Raw genomic sequence first — 14,731 nt, forward strand, 5'->3', positions numbered from 1 at the left:
CCGCCCGGCTCTCCCCTAGACTCGCCGCGTGCGCACGTCGATCCGAAGCCCCTGGTGGCCCGCCTCCTAGGCGGACCGACGCGCAGACCCCTCGCACGCGACCGCCTCCTCCGGGCGGTCGTTCTGCATGTCAGGGCCCGGGTGGGGCACGACCCGATTCAAGGACCACGATGACCTCGCTCCTCTCCCGCATCCTCGCCTCCGACGGGACGCTGCCGTTCGCGGTGGTCCTCCGCCAGGGCCGCGACGCCGTCGACGTGTTCACGGGCGACGTGCTCGACGTCGAGGGCCTGGCCGACATCCCGCTCGACGGCGACGACGTGCTGACCCTCGTGCCCTACCGGCAGGTGCGCGAGCGCGGCTTCGCGGCGAAGGACGACGGAGCCCCGCTGCGCAACCTCGTGGTGCGCGAGCGCGAGAGCGTCCCCCTGGCGGAGGTGCTGCGGCTCCTGCCCGAGCGGGAGATCCCGGTCGAGGAGCGCGGCTTCGACGTGCCGGACGACGAGTACGCCGACATCGTCCGCCGGGTGATCGAGGACGAGATCGGCCGCGGCGAGGGCGCCAACTTCGTCATCAACCGCGCCTTCGTCGCGCAGACCGACGCGCCGCCCGTCGAGGCGGTCCTGGCCTGGTTCCGCCGCCTGCTCACCGACGAGTCCGGCGCGTACTGGACCTTCGCGATCCACACCCCCGGCGTCGACGGCGCGCAGACGGTCACCGCCGTCGGCGCAACCCCCGAGCGCCACGTCTCGGTGCGCGACGGCGTCGCGATGATGAACCCGATCAGCGGCACCTTCCGCCACCCCGCGGCCGGACCCACCGGGGAGGAGGTGCTCGCGTTCCTCGCCGACGTCAAGGAGAGCGAGGAGCTCTTCATGGTCGTGGACGAGGAGATGAAGATGATGAGCGCGGTCTGCCCGGACGGCGGCCGCATCCTCGGGCCGTTCCTCAAGCAGATGTCGCGGCTCAGCCACACCGAGTACCTGCTCGAGGGCCGCACCGGACTCGACGTGCGCGAGGTCCTGCGGCTGACGATGTTCGCGCCCACGGTCACCGGCTCGCCGATGGAGAACGCGTGCGCCGTGATCGCCGAGTACGAGAAGGAGCCGCGCGGCTACTACTCCGGCGTGCTCGCCCTCTTCGAGCCGGAGGAGCACGGCTACACGGTCGACGCCCCCATCCTCATCCGCACCGCCTACCTCCGCGCGGACGGCCGCCTCACCGTGCCGGCCGGCGCGACGCTCGTGCGCCACTCCACCCCCGAGGGCGAGGTCGCCGAGACGCGGGCGAAGGCGTCGGGCGTCCTCTCCGCCCTCGGCCTGCTGCCGCACCGCGAGGTGCCGCCGGCCCTCGACCTGAACGCGCAGCCGGGCGTGCAGGAGGCGCTCGAGGCGCGCAACGAGCGGCTCGCCTCGTTCTGGCTCCGGCCCCAGGCGCCCGAGCACATCGCCGGCCTCGCCGGGCACACCGCGCTGATCGTCGACAACGAGGACCAGTTCACGACGATGCTCGCCCACCAACTGCGCCACCTCGGGATGGACGCCCGGGTCGAGCGCTGGTCGGAGGTCGCCGACGTGCTGAGCGACGACCTCGTCGTCTTCGGCCCCGGCCCGGGCGACCCCCGCGACGACTCCGACCCGCGGATCGCGCACCTGCGCTCGCTGATGACCACGCGCCTCGAGGCGGAGCGGCCGATGCTCGCCGTCTGCCTCAGCCACCAGATGCTGTCGCTGCTGGCTGGCCTCCCGGTCGAGCCGCTGCCCGCGCCCCGCCAGGGCGTGCGCCTGGCGGTGGACGTGTTCGGCGAGGACGCCGCGATCGGCTTCTACAACACCTTCTCCTCCGTTGCCCCCGGCGTCGCGCGCACGCCCCGGCTGGGGCTCGAGGTGTCGGTCGATCCGGAGACGGGAGTGGTCAACGCCCTGCGCGGCGAGCACGTCGCGTCGGTGCAGGGGCACCTGGAGTCGGTGCTCTCCTCCGACGGCCTGCGCACCCTGGAGCGGCTGGTCCGCACCGCGACCGCTCAGCCCGCGCGCGCATGAGCGGCCTGCGGCTGATCGCGTCGCCCGCCTACCCGGCCGAGCTGCAGGAGGCAGTGGCCGCAGCCGTGCGCGCGGCGGCCGAGGCGGCGCGCGGCTGGTACGGGCGCGGCGACAAGGTCGCGGCGGACGAGGCGTCGGTCGCGGCGATGCGCGCCGTGCTGGCCGACGCTCCGTTCGACGGCGTCGTCGTGATCGGCGAGGGCGAGAAGGACGAGGCCCCGATGCTCGCGAACGGCGAGCGCCTCGGCCGCGCCTCCGCTCCCTCCTGCGACGTGGCGGTCGATCCGCTCGACGGGACCCGGCTCACGGCGGAGGGGCTCCCCGGCTCGGTGAGCGTGATCGCGCTGGCCCCGCGAGGCACGCTGTTCGACCCGCGTGACGTCTTCTACATGGACAAGCTGGTCTGCTCCGGAGCGGGCCGGGGCGCCGTCTCGCTCGACCTCCCTCCCGCCGAGAACGCCGCACGGCTGGCGGCGGCGCTCGGGAAGCCCGTCGCGGAGCTGGTCGTCGTCGTGCTCGACAAGCCGCGTCACTCCGGGCTCATCAAGGCTCTGCGCGCGGCCGGGGTCGCGCTCGAGCTGCGCGGCGAGGGCGACGTGTCGGTCGCGATCGAGGCGGCCGATCCCGCGGGCCGCGTCGACCTCGTCCTCGGCATCGGCGGCACCCCGGAGGGAGTGGTCGCCGCCTGCGCCGTCCGCGCCCTCGGCGGGGTCATGGAGGGGCGCCTCGCCCCCCAGACCGCACCGGAGCGCGCCAACGCCCTGGCCGCCGGCCACGACCTCGACCGCCTGCTGACCCTGGAGGACCTGGTCTCCTCGGACGACGTGCTCTTCGCGGGCTGCGCGGTCTGAGACCTCTCCCACGGGCAGGACCTCGCCCGGGAAAGCCGAAGGCCCCGGCTCGACGCGCGAACCGGGGCCTTCTCGCTGTAGCGGGAGCGGGACTTGAACCCGCGACACCACGATTATGAGCCGTGTGCTCTAACCACCTGAGCTACCCCGCCGCGCGTTCTTCGCAGGCCTGGCCTGCGGGGAACGGAGCCCCCTGTGGGAATCGGACCCACTACCTCTTCCTTACCAAGGAAGTGCTCTACCAATGAGCTAAGGGGGCGCACCTGCGGGTCTGACAGCCCCTCTCGGGGCGTGCCCGCGATTTGGCACCGTTAGACGATAGCACCTCCACGGAGCGTCGATGACCGCGGGGGACGCGCCCCCGCGGCCGCCCGTCTGCGGCTACGCCCGGCTCGCCTCGTCGAGCGCGGCGAGCTCCTCGGCGCTCAGCTCGAGGGAGGCCGAGGCGATCAGCGCCGGCAGCTGCTCCATCACGCGGGCGCTGGCGATCGGCGCGACCACTCCGGGCTGCGAGCGGAGCCAAGCGAGGGCCACCGTCGCCACCTCGGCGCCGTGCGCCTCCGCCGCCGCATCGAGCGCCGCCAGCACCCGGCGGCCGCGGCCGTCGAGGTAGCGGGAGGCGCCGTCGGCGCGCGGACCCTCGGGCGTCGATCCGTCGCGGTACTTGCCGGTCAGGAATCCCGACGCCAGGGCGGAGTAGGGGACGACGGCCAGCCCCGCCTCGCGGGCGAGGGGCAGCAGGTCGGCCTCGATCCCGCGCTCCACGAGGTTGTAGTGCGGCTGCAGCGCGACGGGCGCGTGCAGGCCCTCCTCGCCCGCGATGCGCAGCCACTCCGCGACGCGATCGGCGCTGAAGTTCGACACTCCGATCGCGCGGACCAGGCCCTGGTCCACGAGCTCCGAGAACACGGCGGCGATGTCGGCCATCGGCACGGCCTCGTCGTCGAAGTGGGCGTAGTAGAGGTCGATCCGGTCGGTCGCGAGGCGCTCGAGGGAGGCGCGGGCGGCCGCGCGCACGGTGTCGGGCGCGAGGCCGGTGAACTGCGGGTGGCGGCCCGCCTTCGTCGCGATCACCACGTCGTCCCGGTCCCCCGAGCGCTGCGCGAGCCACTCGCCGATGATCGTCTCGGACTCGCCGCCCGTGTTGCCCGGGACCCAGGCGGAGTAGGCGTCGGCGGTGTCGATGAAGTCACCGCCCGCGGCCGTGTAGCCGTCGAGGACGTCGAAGGAGGTCTGCCGGCCCGCGGTCCAGCCGAAGACGTTGCCGCCGAGCGAGAGCGGGAAGACGTCGATGCCGGAGTCGCCGAGCGGCGAGCGGGTGACGGAGGAGGATGCTGCGCTGTCGATGCTCATCCCCCGATTCAAGACCCGCTCCCCGCCGTGATCGATCCCCCTCCCGCGCATGCGCGGCAAGGACTCAGGCTCTCAGCGCCGCGGGTAGTCGGCGTAGGCGAAGCGCGTCGCGTCCGGCGCCCAGCCGGAGACGTTGATCGTCCCCTGCCCGCCGTGGAGGCGCTCCAGCACGCGGCCGGGCTCGAGCGTCGAGCGCCCGGGGAGGTCGAGCAGCCGCAGCTCGACGTCGACGTTCTCGGGGTGCCCGGCCGTCCCCTCCGGATAGGCGAGGTAGAGCAGGTGCGCGCCGTCGGGCGACTCGTGCGGGAACCAGTCGACCGTGTCCGACTCGACCAGGCGGGAGAGCGCGGAGCCGTCGAGGCCGATGCGGAACAGCTGCGCCCCGCCCCCGGCCCGCTCGGAGTTGAAGACGAGGGTGCGGCCGTCGGCCGAGACGTCGACGCCGTCGTCCGCCGGCTCGTCGTCGGTCAGGGCGGTGAGCGCGCCTCCCCCGGCCGGCATCGTGTAGACGTCGGTCCGCCACCGCCCGGAGGCGTCGCCGCCGCCGATCAGCGCGAGGGTCGCGCCGTCGGGCGAGACGCCGTGCAGGTAGTGCTTGAAGCGCGCGCCCTCGCGCTCGGCGGTCAGGCGGCGGGCGGGGGCGGAGCCGTCGAGCTCGACCGCGTACAGGTGCCCGTCGCGCGCCGAGACGTAGGCGAGCCCGCCGGACGGGGCGAGCACGTGGTCGTTGTTGAGCTCGGCCGGCACCCCGTCGAGCGGGATCGGCTCGAGCACGGGCGCCCCCTCGAGCGGCAGTCGGAAGAGGCCGCCGTCGCCGTTCACGATCAGGGCGGAGCCGTCCGGAGTCCAGTTCGGCGCCTCCACGAGGACGGAGTCGGACTCGAAGACGGTCGTCGACTCCCCCGTCGCGAGGTCGTGGACGCGGAGTCGGCAGAGCTGGTCGGGGAGGAGCGAGCGGGCCATGCTCCCCACGGTAGGGCCCTGACGGATCACGACGGGGCCGTCAAGCCTCCGCGCACTCAGGTTCCGCGGGAGGGCGCTCCGATATTCTTGACCGACTTATGCGCTGGGTACACCTTGGGAGGAACATGTGATGCTCCTCATCCTCGTGATCTCGTTCGCGATCGCCGTGGTGACCCCCTGGCTGGTGGACCGGTTCGGGCCGAAGACGTTCTACGCGCTGGCGCTGATCCCGGCCGCGAGCTTCGTCGCCACCGCGACCGCCCTGCCGACGATCCTCGACGGCGGCGAGATCCGCGAGTCCGTGCCGTGGATCCCCGCGCTCGACATCGCCCTCTCCTTCCGCCTGGACGCGCTCTCGATCGTCCTCGCCCTCGTGGTCAGCGGAGTCGGCGCCCTGGTCCTCGCCTACTGCGCGACGTACTTCAGCCGCGACGAGCCCTCGCTGGGCCGGTTCGCAGCGCTCCTGTCCGCGTTCGCCGGAGTGATGTACGGGCTGGTCACGGCCGACGACGTGATCATCCTCTTCGTCTTCTGGGAGGCGACGAGCGTCCTCTCCTACCTCCTCATCGGCCACTACAGCGGGCGCAAGGAGAGCCGGGGTGCCGGGCTCCAGGCGCTCCTGGTCACGACTCTCGGCGGGCTGGCGATGCTGGTCGGGATCATCGTCCTGATCGTGCAGGCCGGTACCACCAGCCTCTCCGGGATCGTCGCCGCCGCCCCCTCCGGCCCGATCGTGTCGACGGCGCTGGTGCTGGTGCTGCTCGGCGCGTTCTCGAAGTCCGCCCTGGTGCCGTTCCACTTCTGGCTGCCGGCCGCGATGGCCGCTCCCACGCCGGTCAGCGCCTACCTGCACGCCGCCGCGATGGTGAAGGCGGGCATCTACCTCGTCGCGCGCCTCGCGCCGGGCTTCGCCGACGACTCCGTCTGGCTGCCCGTGGTGGTGAGCGTCGGAGTCTGGACCATGCTCGTCGGCGGCTGGCGCTCGCTCCGGCAGTACGACCTCAAGCTCGTGCTGGCCTACGGCACCGTCAGCCAGCTCGGCTTCCTGACCGTCGCCGTCGGCTTCGGCTCGCGCGACGCCGCGCTGGCCGGACTGACCCTGCTCGTCGCCCACGCCCTCTTCAAGGCGCTGCTCTTCCTCACCGTCGGCATCGTCGACCACCGCGCCGGCACGCGCGACCTCCGCAAGCTCAGCGGCCTGGGACGGCAGGCGCCGGTGCTCGCGGGCGCCGCCCTCGTCGGCGTGCTGTCGATGGCGGGCATCCCGCCGCTGCTGGGCTTCGTCGCCAAGGAGGCCGTGTTCACGAGCCTGATCTCGGCGATCGAGCAGGGCTCGTTCTGGGCCTGGGTCGCGCTGGTCGGCCTCGTCCTCGGCTCGATCCTCACCGTGGCCTACTCCGCGCGCTTCTTCTGGGGCGCCTTCGCCCGGAAGAAGGGGCTCGAGGACACGCACCTGCACGCCGAGCCGTGGACCTTCACCGCCGCCCCGGTGCTGCTGGCCGCCGCCAGCATGATCGGCGGGATCGCCGCCTCCGTGCTCGACCCGCTCGTCGCCGTCTACGCGGACACCCTCCCCTACGCCGCCCCGGACGCCGACCCGGAGCTCGCCGCCGCCGCGGAGGCCTCCGACCACGGCGGCTACCACCTCGCGCTCTGGCACGGCTTCGAGCCCGCGCTGGCACTCAGCGCCCTCGTGATCGCCGTCGGACTCCTGCTCTTCGCCAAGCGCGTCGCCGTCGCGCGCGCGCAGTCGATGCTGCCCAACCGGATCGACTCGGCCGAGGGCTACTGGGCCACCGTCCGCTGGCTCGACAGTGTCGCCAGCACGGTCACCGAGTCCGTCCAGCGCGGCTCGCTCCCCCGCTACCTGACGGTGATCTTCGCGGTCTTCGTCCTCGGCGTCGGCGGTGCGGCCGCCCTCAACCGCACCTGGCCGGGCGATCTCGTCTTCTGGGACAGCCCGGGCCAGCTCGCGGTCGCGGCCGTGATGATCCTCGCGGCGGTGCTGTGCGCGATCGCCCGCAACCGCGTCGCCGCCGTGCTGCTGGCCGGCGCCACCGGCTACGGGATGGTGGCCCTCTTCGCCCTGCAGGGCGCACCGGACCTCGCCCTCACCCAGGCGCTCATCGAGACGGTGACCCTCGTGGTCTTCGTCCTGGTGCTGCGCCGCCTCCCGACCCGCATCGCCGCGAAGCACCAGCCGATGCGCAAGCGCCTGCGCGCCGTCATCGGCATCGCGGTCGGAGCAGTCATGGCCCTCGCCGCCACCATCGCCCTCGGCGCCCGGACCGCGACGCCGATCTCGGCCGAGCTGCCCCGCCTCGCCTACGAGGAGGGCAAGGGCCGCAACATCGTCAACGTCCTGCTCGTCGACATCCGCGCCTGGGACACGATGGGCGAGATCTCGGTCCTCGTCGTGGTCGCCACCGGCGTCGCGAGCCTGATCTTCCTCTCCAGCCGGGCCGGAGGCGCTCCCCGCCTCGAGTCGCAGAGCGCCGACGACCGCCGCGAGCGCGCGATGGACCTGACCGCCTCCTCCGTCGACGCCGAGCGCGACGGCGACCGGGGCTCCTGGCTCGTCGCCGGGCGCACGCTCCGGCCGGAGAACCGCTCGATCGTGCTCGAGGTGCTGGTGCGCCTGCTCTTCCACCCCGCGATGATCGTGTCGGTCTACCTGCTCTTCACCGGACACAACACCCCGGGCGGAGGCTTCGCGGGCGGCCTGCTCGCCGGTCTCGCCCTCGTCGCGCGCTACCTCGCCGGCGGCCGCTTCGAGCTCGGCGAGGCCGCGCCGATCGACGCGGGCAAGGTCCTCGGACTCGGCCTCTTCGTCGCCGTCGGCACCGCCGTCTCCTCCCTCGCCTTCGGCCTCGAGGTCCTCGAATCGAGCTGGCTCGACCTCGAGGTGCCGGTGCTGGGCGAGCTCCACCTGGGCACGTCCACCCTCTTCGACATCGGGGTGTACCTGATCGTGATCGGCCTCGCCCTCGACATCCTCCGCAGCCTCGGCGGCGAGGTCGACCGCCACGGCGAGGAGGCCGAGCAGGGCTCCCCCTCGGGCGACGGCGTCACGCACTCGACCGACAGCACCCCCGGCCCCGGCCAGGGCACGGTCGACGGGCTCGAGACCTCGCTCCCCACCGGCTCCACGGTCGTCGGCGGACCGGGCAGGGGGGACGGCGCATGAGCATCACCCTCGTCCTCATCGTCGTGATGGCGGTGATGTACGCGGCGGGCGTCTACCAGATGCTCGAGCGCAGCCTCACCCGCATCCTGATCGGGTTCCTGCTCGTCGGGAACGCGACCAACATCCTCATCCTGCTGATGGCCGGCCGCTCGGGCATCGCGCCGTTCGTCACCGACGACGGGCGCTCCTACGAGCAGATCGCCGCCGAGATGGCCGACCCGCTGCCGCAGGCGCTGATCCTCACCGCGATCGTGATCACCTTCGGGGTGTCCGCCTTCCTCCTCGCGATGATCTACCGGCGCTGGCGCCTCGCCAACGCCGACCAGGTGGAGGACGACGAGACCGACGCCTCCGTCCGCGAGGACGCGGCGGGCATCTCGGCCCAGACCACCGCCGACGACCGGGCGCTCGACGTCCTGCTCGAGTCCAGCGACGAGGGCACCGCCGCCAAGCACGGGGAGAGCGCCATGACCGACGACAGGAAGGAGGACCGATGAACGCCCTGATCCCGCTCGTCGTCACCCTCCCCCTCCTGGGAGCGGCCGTCGCGCTGATCCTCGGACGCCACCGGCGCGCGCAGATCACCGTGAACATCGTGACGCTCTCGAGCGTTCTGGTGATCTCCTCGGTGATGCTCGTGCTGGTCCTCACCGGCGACGGAGGCGGCAGCGCCGTCTACGTGGGCGGCTGGGAGCCGCCGTGGGGCATCGTGCTGGTCGTCGATCCGCTCGCCGCGCTGATGCTCGTGATCACCTCGATCACCCTGCTGGGCGTCCTGCTGTTCTCGGTCGGCCAGGGCCTCGTCGACGGCAACCGCGAGACGCCGGTCACGATCTTCCACCCGACCTACCTGATCCTCTCGGCGGGCATCCTCAACGCCTTCGTCGCGGGCGACCTCTTCAACCTCTACGTCGGCTTCGAGATCCTGCTGGCCGCGAGCTACGTGCTGATCACCCTGGGCGGCACCGCGCCGCGGATCCGCGCCGGCACGACCTACGTGGTCGTCAGCCTGGTCTCGAGCGTGTTCTTCCTCTCGGCCATCGGCCTGCTCTACGGCGCCACCGGCACGGTCAACATGGCGCAGCTCTCGATCCGCATCGCCGAGCTCCCCGCCGACGTGCAGCTGGTGCTCCACGTGGTGCTGCTGCTCGGCTTCGGGATCAAGGCGGCCGTGTTCCCCCTGTCGTTCTGGCTCCCGGACTCGTACCCCACGGCTCCGGCGCCGGTCACCGCCGTCTTCGCCGGACTCCTCACCAAGGTCGGCGTGTACGCGCTGATCCGCACCGAGACCCTGCTCTTCCCCGGCGGGAGGCTGAGCGAGGTGCTGCTGGTGGTGGCGCTGCTGACGCTGATCGTCGGCATCCTCGGCGCCGTCGCGCAGGCAGACATCAAGCGGATGCTGTCCTTCACGCTGGTCTCGCACATCGGCTACATGGTCTTCGGGATCGCCGTGGGCACCCCGGCCGGCTATGCGGCGACGATCTTCTACGTCATCCACCACATCACGGTGCAGACGACGCTCTTCCTCGCGACCGGCCTGATCGAGCGCGTCGGCGGTACCACCTCGATCCTGCGCCTCGGCGGGCTGCTCAAGGCCTCGCCGCTGCTGGCGCTGCTCTACTTCATCCCCGCGATGAACCTCGGCGGGATCCCGCCGTTCACCGGCTTCCTCGGCAAGGTGGGGCTCTTCGTCGCCGGCACGGAGTCGGCCGTCGACCAGCCGTCGTGGCTGATCTGGGCCGTCATCGCCGCCGGGGCCGTGACCTCGCTCCTGACCCTCTACGCCGTCGCGCGCGTCTGGAACATGGTGTTCTGGCGCCGCCAGGAGGAGGTGCCCGGCTACGAGTCGCCCCTGATCGACCAGCTGCAGGAGGACCCCCACGACACGGGCAGCATCCGCACCCGCCACTCGCCGCCGATGATGGTGCTCGCCACCGCGGGGATGGTCGTGGTCGGCGTCGTTCTGACCGTCGGCGCCGGTCCCCTCTACGACGCGAGCGAGCGAGCGGCGAGCGCCGTCGCCGACCCCGCGACCTACATCGCGACCGTCTACCGCGACTCGTCCTTCGGAGAGGAGGGGCCGCGATGAGCCCCCGCCGCCGCGTCGACATCTGGAACCGCGTCGCGATGTTCGTGACCCTCGTCGGGATCTGGGTGCTGCTCTGGGACGACGTCTCGGTGCTGTCGATCGTCACCGGCTTCCTGGTCGCCCTGCTGATCACCCGGGTGTTCTACCTGCCGCCGGTCGAGTTCTCGAACCGCATCAACCCGTGGTTCGTGCTCCTCTTCCTCCTGCGCCTGCTGGCCGACATCGCGGTGGCCTCGGTGCGGGTGTCCTGGCAGATCCTGACCCTGCCCGTCCCGGTGCACAACGCCATCGTCGCCGTGCACCTGCGCAGCCGCTCCGAGGGGATGCTCGTCTGGACGACTGAGGCCGTCTCGCTCGTCCCCGGCTCCCTGGTGATCGACGTGGACCCGCAGCTGAACGTCCTCTACCTGCACGTGCTCGGCGTGACCCACGACGAGGGCGAGCGGATCGACGAGGTGCGCCGGACGGTCCTCCGGACGGAAGCGCGCATCGTCCGGGCCATCGGCTCCCGCGAGGACGTGCAGCGCGTGAATCGGCCGATCGAGGCCGGATCGGGGGTGGTCCGGTGATCGACTGGCTGATCTGGATCCTGGTGCCGGTCTTCGGCGCCGCCTGCCTGCTCGCGCTCGTGCGGATCCTCCGCGGTCCGTCCGTGCTCGACCGGGTCGTCGCGGCCGACGTGCTCGTCGCGACGATCATCTGCGGGATCGGCGCCGAGATGGCGGTCAACCACCACGCGCGGACCCTGCCCGTCGCGCTCGGGCTCGCGCTGTTCGCCGTCTTCGGATCGATCAGCGTCGCCAAGTTCATGGCCAACCGCGAGGAGGACTGACATGGACCTGTTCTTCGATGTGCTCACCGCTGTGCTGCTGCTGGTCGGCGCCCTGCTCTCGCTGCTGGCCGCGATCGGCCTGATGCGGTTCGACGACCTGCTCTCCCGGATGCACGCGGGCACGAAGCCGCAGGTGCTCGGACTGATCTGCGTGATGCTCGCGGTCGCCATCCGGAACCCCGGCTTCGCCGCCGCGGGGACCATCGTGCTGGTGATCGGCTTCCAGCTGCTGACCGTGCCCGTCTCGGCGCACATGGTCGGCCGGGCGGCCTACCGGGCCGAGGCCGTCTCTCCCGGGTACCTCGTCGCCGACGAGCTCGCGGAGGCGGTCACCCGCGCCGACGAGCAGGCCCGCGCGACCGGGCCCGAGACCGCGCACGCGTCCGAGGAGCGGGCGCGCACCTCCTCCGAGCCCCCGCCCGAGGACGAGGACGGCCCGGCCGCCACCGCCTAGGCGACCAGGACGAGCTGCACGGCGGAGGCGCCGGTCATGCTGCGCAGCGCGAATCCGCCGATCGCGAGGGTGACGGCGACCAGGCCGCCGACCAGCAGCACCAGCAGCGGCACCACCCACAGCAGCGCCCGTCGGCGTCGGGCTCGGGCCTCGTCCGGCGTCTCATCGATCACCCGTCGACTGTACGGGACGGCGGAGGGCGTGCCCCCGGCGCCCCTGAGCCGCCCGATAAACTCGACCCCATGACCCTGGACTCCGCTCTCTCCGGCGCGCCCGAGAACTCCCCCGGCCCCGACTCCGAGGCCGAGCACCGCCGGGCAGCCGAGTGGTGGCGCACCGCCGTCATCTACCAGATCTACCCGCGCTCCTTCGCTGACGCGGACGGCGACGGCATCGGCGACCTGCCCGGCATCGCCTCGCGCCTCGAGAGCCTCGCCGAGCTCGGCGTCGACGCGATCTGGCTCTCGCCCTTCATGACCTCGCCGCAGAAGGACGCGGGCTACGACGTCGCCGACTACTGCGACGTCGATCCGCTCTTCGGCACCCTCGCCGACTTCGACGCGATGCTCGCCCGCGCTCACGCCCTGGGCATCCGGATCATCGTCGACCTCGTCCCCAACCACTCCTCCAGCGCCCACCGCTGGTTCCAGGAGGCGCTCACCGCTCCCGCGGGCAGCGCCGAGCGGGCGCGCTACCTGTTCCGCGACGGCCGGGGCGAGTCGGGCGAGCTGCCCCCGAACAACTGGGAGTCTGTCTTCGGCGGCCCCGCGTGGACCCGCGTCATGGAGCCCGACGGCTCGGCCGGCCAGTGGTACCTGCACCTCTTCGACACCTCGCAGCCCGACTTCGACTGGACGAACGAGTGGGTGCGCGAGCGCTTCCGGGAGGTCCTCCGCTTCTGGCTCGACCGCGGCGTCGACGGCTTCCGCGTCGACGTCGCGCACGGGATGATCAAGGCCGAGGGGCTGCCCGACTACACGCCGCCCGCCGACAGCGGGTCGATGGGCGGAGTCGCTCCCGCCGACGGCGAGGAGCCCGCCACCGCCCCCTACTGGGCGCAGGACGGCGTCCACGAGATCTACCGCGACTGGCACTCCCTGCTCGCCGAGTACCCGGACGACCGCGTGCTCTGCGCCGAGGCGTGGGTGCAGCCGCTCTCCAAGCTCGCCCGCTGGGTCCGCCCCGACGAGATGCACCAGGCCTTCAACTTCGCCTACCTCGAGACCCCGTGGAGCGCACCCGCCCTCCGCGACATCATCGACTCCTCCGTCGAGGCCTTCGCCGCCGTCGGCGCCCCGTCGACCTGGGTGCTGTCGAACCACGACGTCGTGCGCCACGCGAGCCGCCTGGCACTGACGTCCGACAACCCGCAGGGCTACGGCATCGGCCCGCGCACGCCGGGACTCCCCGACCCCGTCCTGGGGCTGCGCCGCGCTCGTGCCGCGACCGCCCTCATGCTCGCGCTCCCCGGCTCCGCCTACGTCTACCAGGGCGAGGAGCTCGGGCTCCCCGAGGCGATCGACCTGCCGGACTCGGCGCGTCAGGACCCGACCTGGTTCCGCACGGGCGGCGAGCGCTACGGCCGTGACGGCTGCCGGGTGCCGATCCCGTGGGAGGCGGACGCACCCGCGTACGGCTTCAGCGGCACCGGCGACTCCTGGCTGCCGCAGCCCGGCGACTGGGCGCCGCTCGCGCGCGACCGCCAGCGCGGTGTCGCGGGCTCGACGCTAGAGCTGTACCGGTCCCTGCTCGCGGTGCGCCGCGCCGAGGACCTGGGCTCCGGCGCCGTCGAATGGCTCGAGGGCTACCCGGAGGACGTCGTGGCGTTCCGCAACGGAGCCGTCACGGTGATCGCTAACCTCGGCGAGGCTCCGGTCGAGCTGCCCGTCGGCTCCGTGGTGCTGTCCTCGGAGGAGCTGCACGAGCCGGCGCTGCCCGCCGACACCACGGTCTGGCTGCACGCGGAGTAGCGGGCCGCGGGGTCCGCCCGGCGGCTCCCGCGTCCCGCCGCCGGGTCAGCGCCCGGCGTTGGCCTTGAGCCAGAGGTAGGAGTCGACCTTCGTCACGCCGTCGAGGCGGATCTCGAAGTGCAGGTGCGGGCCGGTCGACATGCCGGTCGTGCCCACCAGGCCGAGGAGCTGACCGACCTTCACCGGGTCGCCCTCGGACACGGCCGCCGAGCCGTGCTGCATGTGTGCGTACACGCTCGAGACGAGCTGCCCGTCGATCTCGTGGTCGACGATCACGTGCACGCCGAGCGAGCCCTCGCCGTCGATGACCGTGCGCACGACGCCGTCGGCGATCGCCTGGATGGGCGAGCCGTCGCCCGGGTTGAAGTCGGTGCCGCCGTGGTTCACCGAGCAGCCCGCGCAGTTGCGGTAGCCGAAGCGGTCGCCCACCGGCACGCCGACGGCGAAGGGCCACTGGATGGACGCGTTCGGGTCGTTCGTGAAGCCGGTGTCGGAGGTGCGGACGATGTCGGCGACGTTGGTCTGCGTCTTGCGCTCCTGCACGCCGAACCCGTCGCGGGCGACCGTCTCGGCGCTGACCTCGCCGGCGACGAACGACTGCGCGCCGCGGCGGGCGTCGGCGCCGAAGGGGGTCGAGAGGCTCTGCGCCTGCACGTCCTCCGCGGTCAGGAGCGATGTGGCCGGCAGAGAGGTCGCCGCCACGATGGCCGCGACGAAGGAGAGGGCGACGAGTCCGCCGACCCGGGCCCGGCGCACGGGCCGGAGCGGCGTCGCGCGCGGTGCGGGGACGGGGGCCGGGGCGCTGCGGATCGAGGCGACGCGGCGCTCCGCTTCGCGCAGCTGCTCCGCCGTCGGAGCCGCGAGGAGGTCGTCGGAGCCGCTCGCCAGCGAGACGTCGGAGGCGAGGGCCAGAGCGCGCTCGCGCTCGCGGAGCTCGCGACGGGAGAGGGGTGGAGTCGATTCGCCGGGGGTCGATGCAGGGGCAGCGGG

At 72.7% G+C, this 14,731-nt stretch carries 13 protein-coding genes and 2 tRNA genes; 9 read left to right on the forward strand and 6 right to left on the reverse strand.

Translation table 11 applies throughout. The features are described from left to right. Positions 1 to 170: 170 nt before the first annotated feature. Complete coding sequence (locus C5C95_RS12255; RefSeq protein ID WP_104227039.1) at positions 171 to 2,042, forward strand: anthranilate synthase family protein; 1,872 nt, start codon at positions 171 to 173, stop codon at positions 2,040 to 2,042. Further along, positions 2,039 to 2,893, forward strand: a complete 855-nt coding sequence (locus C5C95_RS12260; RefSeq protein ID WP_104324533.1) for a fructose-bisphosphatase class II family protein — start codon at positions 2,039 to 2,041, stop codon at positions 2,891 to 2,893. Before C5C95_RS12255 ends, C5C95_RS12260 begins: the two co-directional genes overlap by 4 nt. A 78-nt stretch (positions 2,894 to 2,971) precedes the next feature. Here the strand turns inward: C5C95_RS12260 and C5C95_RS12265 are convergent. From C5C95_RS12265 to C5C95_RS12280, 4 genes are all read right to left on the reverse strand, one after another. Further along, positions 2,972 to 3,045: transfer RNA gene (locus C5C95_RS12265), tRNA-Met, on the reverse strand. 35 nt (positions 3,046 to 3,080) lie between these two features. Beyond that, a tRNA-Thr gene (locus C5C95_RS12270) sits at positions 3,081 to 3,152 on the reverse strand. A 122-nt stretch (positions 3,153 to 3,274) separates the two neighbouring features. After that, complete coding sequence (locus tag C5C95_RS12275; protein WP_104324534.1) at positions 3,275 to 4,246, reverse strand: aldo/keto reductase; 972 nt, start codon at positions 4,244 to 4,246, stop codon at positions 3,275 to 3,277. 72 nt (positions 4,247 to 4,318) lie between these two features. Beyond that, a complete protein-coding gene (locus C5C95_RS12280) occupies positions 4,319 to 5,209 on the reverse strand; it encodes a PD40 domain-containing protein (protein WP_104324535.1) in 891 nt (296 codons plus the stop codon). 130 nt (positions 5,210 to 5,339) lie between these two features. On the opposite strand from C5C95_RS12280, the gene C5C95_RS12285 reads away from it, so the two are divergent. Genes C5C95_RS12285 through mnhG form a run of 6 tightly spaced genes read left to right on the forward strand, consistent with a single transcriptional unit; the run spans position 5,340 to position 11,771 of the window. Next, positions 5,340 to 8,396: a Na+/H+ antiporter subunit A gene (locus C5C95_RS12285; protein WP_104324536.1), complete on the forward strand. Its 3,057-nt coding sequence runs from the start codon at positions 5,340 to 5,342 to the stop codon at positions 8,394 to 8,396. Continuing rightward, on the forward strand, positions 8,393 to 8,893 hold the full coding sequence (locus tag C5C95_RS12290) for a Na(+)/H(+) antiporter subunit C (RefSeq protein WP_104324537.1): 501 nt from the start codon (positions 8,393 to 8,395) through the stop codon (positions 8,891 to 8,893). Before C5C95_RS12285 ends, C5C95_RS12290 begins: the two co-directional genes overlap by 4 nt. Further along, positions 8,890 to 10,485, forward strand: a complete 1,596-nt coding sequence (locus C5C95_RS12295) for a Na+/H+ antiporter subunit D (RefSeq protein WP_104223613.1) — start codon at positions 8,890 to 8,892, stop codon at positions 10,483 to 10,485. The genes C5C95_RS12290 and C5C95_RS12295 overlap by 4 nt, the downstream gene beginning before the upstream one ends. Next, complete coding sequence (locus tag C5C95_RS12300) at positions 10,482 to 11,054, forward strand: Na+/H+ antiporter subunit E (protein ID WP_104234245.1); 573 nt, start codon at positions 10,482 to 10,484, stop codon at positions 11,052 to 11,054. The genes C5C95_RS12295 and C5C95_RS12300 overlap by 4 nt, the downstream gene beginning before the upstream one ends. Further along, entirely contained in the window at positions 11,051 to 11,317 is a 267-nt protein-coding gene (locus C5C95_RS12305) for a monovalent cation/H+ antiporter complex subunit F (RefSeq protein WP_308470711.1), read from the forward strand. The genes C5C95_RS12300 and C5C95_RS12305 overlap by 4 nt, the downstream gene beginning before the upstream one ends. Before the next feature lies 1 nt (position 11,318). Then, complete coding sequence (mnhG, locus tag C5C95_RS12310) at positions 11,319 to 11,771, forward strand: monovalent cation/H(+) antiporter subunit G (RefSeq protein ID WP_219814759.1); 453 nt, start codon at positions 11,319 to 11,321, stop codon at positions 11,769 to 11,771. On the opposite strand, the gene C5C95_RS17500 is transcribed toward mnhG, so the two are convergent. Next, a complete protein-coding gene (locus C5C95_RS17500; protein WP_159939698.1) occupies positions 11,768 to 11,944 on the reverse strand; it encodes a hypothetical protein in 177 nt (58 codons plus the stop codon). The genes mnhG and C5C95_RS17500 overlap by 4 nt on opposite strands. 69 nt (positions 11,945 to 12,013) lie before the next feature. Here C5C95_RS17500 and C5C95_RS12315 point away from each other — a divergent pair, with 69 nt between their 5' ends. Continuing rightward, positions 12,014 to 13,741 (forward strand): glycoside hydrolase family 13 protein, encoded by a 1,728-nt coding sequence (locus tag C5C95_RS12315; RefSeq protein WP_104324538.1) that lies wholly within the window; start codon positions 12,014 to 12,016, stop codon positions 13,739 to 13,741. Positions 13,742 to 13,786: 45 nt separating this feature from the next. On the opposite strand, the gene C5C95_RS17955 is transcribed toward C5C95_RS12315, so the two are convergent. After that, positions 13,787 to 14,731: M23 family metallopeptidase (locus tag C5C95_RS17955; RefSeq protein ID WP_104315556.1), on the reverse strand; the 945-nt coding region annotated here is incomplete at its 5' end.

The sequence above is a fragment of the Rathayibacter sp. AY1B7 genome (genome assembly GCF_002932735.1).
Classification (GTDB): domain Bacteria; phylum Actinomycetota; class Actinomycetes; order Actinomycetales; family Microbacteriaceae; genus Rathayibacter.

Coding starts and splice junctions, on each gene's coding strand:
- C5C95_RS12275 (WP_104324534.1), bottom strand. CDS start 4,246: ATGAGCATCGACAGCGCAGCATCCTCCTCCGTCACCCGCTCGCCGCTC.
- C5C95_RS12295 (WP_104223613.1), top strand. CDS start 8,890: ATGAACGCCCTGATCCCGCTCGTCGTCACCCTCCCCCTCCTGGGAGCG.
- C5C95_RS12255 (WP_104227039.1), top strand. CDS start 171: ATGACCTCGCTCCTCTCCCGCATCCTCGCCTCCGACGGGACGCTGCCG.
- C5C95_RS12260 (WP_104324533.1), top strand. CDS start 2,039: ATGAGCGGCCTGCGGCTGATCGCGTCGCCCGCCTACCCGGCCGAGCTG.
- C5C95_RS12280 (WP_104324535.1), bottom strand. CDS start 5,209: ATGGCCCGCTCGCTCCTCCCCGACCAGCTCTGCCGACTCCGCGTCCAC.
- C5C95_RS12290 (WP_104324537.1), top strand. CDS start 8,393: ATGAGCATCACCCTCGTCCTCATCGTCGTGATGGCGGTGATGTACGCG.
- C5C95_RS12285 (WP_104324536.1), top strand. CDS start 5,340: ATGCTCCTCATCCTCGTGATCTCGTTCGCGATCGCCGTGGTGACCCCC.
- mnhG (WP_219814759.1), top strand. CDS start 11,319: ATGGACCTGTTCTTCGATGTGCTCACCGCTGTGCTGCTGCTGGTCGGC.
- C5C95_RS12315 (WP_104324538.1), top strand. CDS start 12,014: ATGACCCTGGACTCCGCTCTCTCCGGCGCGCCCGAGAACTCCCCCGGC.
- C5C95_RS12300 (WP_104234245.1), top strand. CDS start 10,482: ATGAGCCCCCGCCGCCGCGTCGACATCTGGAACCGCGTCGCGATGTTC.